The sequence below is a fragment of the Aurantimonas sp. A2-1-M11 genome (assembly GCF_036549475.1).
Lineage (GTDB): Bacteria > Pseudomonadota > Alphaproteobacteria > Rhizobiales > Rhizobiaceae > Aurantimonas.
The window spans coordinates 1-2,811 of sequence record NZ_JAZHLI010000159.1; the positions used below are offsets into that span (position 1 = coordinate 1).

Consider the following 2,811-nt stretch of genomic DNA (forward strand, 5'->3'; position numbering starts at 1 on the left):
ACCAAACCGAACCAGGGAGCGACAGCCAAAACTGACGACAACCACCACCCCAGCCGCAGCAGCACCAGCCAACTTGGCTGTCGCTGACCGGACATCATGGTTGACGCGCTACAACCGCCTGTCTCGCGGGATCTTTGAGGGGCTGAGGCCATCCTCCTGTTCGGCTGCGCCATTGAATCGCCTGATATCCAACAGCTTCGCTGAGAACAGGAACGAATGCAGCGGCTTGGGGGTGTTGCAGTAACAGGGGCAAAACCCCGGGCGGTCAGGCTGGAGCGCTTCTGGCCCGGATGATGTCGGGGAGCGGGTCGACGACGATGTGACAGTCGACTGGCGTTCACGTCATCGTCGACCGGTCAACTTCTGCAAGATTGGCTGAAGTGGCGCGGGAAGGGTCAGTACCTCTTTTGCCCGATCTATAAGGGCAAGGCAGTAGACCGCGGCCTGAGCCAAACCACCGTGAAGCGTCTCATCAAGTCCGGAGCAACACTGGCTGATGTGGATCCGGTGGAAATCTCGATGTTCAGCGGACATTCCATGCGCGTTGGCGCCGCCCAGGATCTGCTGCAGGCGGGCCGCGACACGGCCGCCATCATGCGCGCGGGCGGATGGAAGTCCATCGCAGTGCTGACGCGCTACCTCGAAAGCGCCGAGCACAATGTCTGGTCTGAGCTGTGAGCTCATTTTGATCCGGAAACTCACGACTTGATGACGTTGGAAGTTGCAAGACCCTGCTTCTCCATAACGTTCCTAGTATCGACCACCAATTTTGCATGTTCAGAGATCAAGCGGTAGTCGACTGCTTCGTGGTCTGTAGCAATCAGGATCGCATGATACCCTGCTATCGACTCCGGAGTGAGTTCGACTGAATGTCGCCCCTGAAACTTGCTGTGCTCTCGCGTGGGCGGAATCACTTGCGCATGCGGATCATGATAGTCGACGTGGGTGCCCCTATTTTCTAGAAGATCCATGAGTTTGAACGATGGGCTTTCACGAATGTCGGAAACATTCTTCTTGTAGGCCAAGCCAAGAATAAGAACACGCGCTGATCCCAAGGACGTCTTTTGTGTGGAATCCAATGCGTTCTCCAATTTGCTGATGACATACTTTGGCATCGACACGTTGATTTCACCAGCGAGCTCGATGAACCGCGTCGACAACCCGTATTCTCGTGCCTTCCAAGTAAGATAAAACGGATCAATCGGTATGCAGTGGCCGCCCAGGCCCGGCCCAGGATAGAACGGCATGAACCCGAAAGGCTTGGTAGAGGCGGCATCGATAACCTCCCAGACATCGATGCCCATGTTGTCATAGATTACCTTTAATTCGTTCACGAGGGCGATGTTCACCGCTCGGAAGACATTTTCCGTGATTTTCACTGCCTCTGCGACTGAAGGCGAAGATACCGCTACGACCCTCTCAACAACGCTTCCGTAAAACGCCTGAACTAGGTTGGATGCGACGGGCCCGTCGCCCGCGACCACTTTCGGAATCGTCACGGTGCGGTAGGTGGCGTTTCCGGGATCTTCTCGCTCCGGGGAAAAGCCGAGAAAGAAGTCCGAACCGCTCGTGAGCCCATCCTGCTCCAGAATGGGCTTTACAACCTCCTCGGTCGTACCAGGGAATGTCGTCGATTCAAGAACGACGAGTTGCCCTTGCCGCAGATGCCGCGCAATCGTTTCGGCCGTAGTCGTTACATAGTGGAGGTCTGGCTCGCGGTAACGAGTCAGGGGGGTCGGCACACAAATCACGATTACATCGCAGTCAACGAGTTCCGCGAAGTCTGCTGTTGCGCGGAAGCGCTTCGCTTCCACGTGAGAACCGAGTTCCACGGCTGGCACGGCATCGATGTAGGACCGGCCGGAGTTCAAGTCCCTGATCTTCCCCGGGTCAACGTCGAATCCGATGGTCGCAAAGTCGCCGCGTGCGCATGCGATGGCAAGCGGCAAACCAACATAGCCGAGACCGATGACACCGACGATGGCACTTTTTTGCTGTAGCTTCTCGCCGAGCGCGTGATCCTCGAATTGTTTAACATGTTCGTTCATTCGAAATCCTCTGCGCGCTTCATTCGTGTCCTGCTGCATCGTGCCGGTGTGAATGCATTGCTGTTGTTTCCGAAGACCGCTTGTCTCCGACAAGCGCTTCCGGCTACCGCAGCATACTCAGGGCCAATGTTTTTCGGTCGTATAGCGTCGCCGCTTTAGCGCCGTGTATCCGGAGACGTCGAGGTGCTAACCGAAACAATCGTAGCGCTGCAGAGCGCACTTCATGCGCCACGTCATGGCCCCTGCCGGCAAGAGCGATCGCCGGCCCTACCGGGTCCGTCGACCTTCTACGCCACCGCCCTTGCCCAGGAGATGCCCGAGGCCGCCATCCTGCAAGGCGCTCGGTCGCCGACCATATTCGGCCAAAGATGCCCAAGATCGTCACCATTCTCGACAGCGCCGAGGAGGATGTTCCTGCCTACCCCTGCGAGCATCGCGCCAAGTCGCACTGCACGAATCCTATCGAGCGGTTGAGCGGCGAGATCAAGCGGCGCACCGACGTCCCCCGGGGCGGGTTCTGGCATCTTCCCAAACAACAAGGCCATCCTGCGCCATGTCCGCGCCCTCCTGCTCCAGCAGAACGATAAGTGGCCGTCCAGAGGCACCTTACATGACGCTGGGATCCATTGCACCCTTGAGCGATGATCCTCTCAGGGCAATCGCATTTCAGAACAGGCTGAGCAGGCGAGAGAGGAATGCATTGTCCCAGCCTGCCCTTTGGAATTTCCCCTTCAAGGATTCCTTTGAGCCGTCCTTCTGCATG

The 2,811-nt window shown here is 57.4% G+C and carries 2 protein-coding genes and 1 pseudogene; 2 read left to right on the top strand and 1 reads right to left on the bottom strand.

Going from position 1 to position 2,811, the window contains the following annotated elements; all coding sequences use genetic code 11:
* Window positions 1-330: 330 nt before the first annotated feature.
* Window positions 331-678, top strand: coding sequence for a tyrosine-type recombinase/integrase (locus VQ042_RS25160; RefSeq protein ID WP_331822985.1), 348 nt, complete (start codon window positions 331-333; stop codon window positions 676-678).
* A 20-nt stretch (window positions 679-698) separates the two neighbouring features.
* Here VQ042_RS25160 and VQ042_RS25165 read toward each other — a convergent pair whose 3' ends face one another.
* The gene (locus tag VQ042_RS25165; protein WP_331822984.1) at window positions 699-2,048 is read right to left on the bottom strand and encodes a nucleotide sugar dehydrogenase; all 1,350 of its coding nucleotides are present in this window, start codon (window positions 2,046-2,048) and stop codon (window positions 699-701) included.
* 205 nt (window positions 2,049-2,253) lie between these two features.
* On the opposite strand from VQ042_RS25165, the pseudogene VQ042_RS25170 reads away from it, so the two are divergent.
* Window positions 2,254-2,700 (top strand): annotated as a pseudogene (locus VQ042_RS25170) (transposase); the annotation flags it as partial.
* Between the last annotated feature and the right edge of the window lie 111 nt (window positions 2,701-2,811).

Coding starts and splice junctions, on each gene's coding strand:
- VQ042_RS25165 (WP_331822984.1), bottom strand. CDS start 2,048: ATGAACGAACATGTTAAACAATTCGAGGATCACGCGCTCGGCGAGAAG.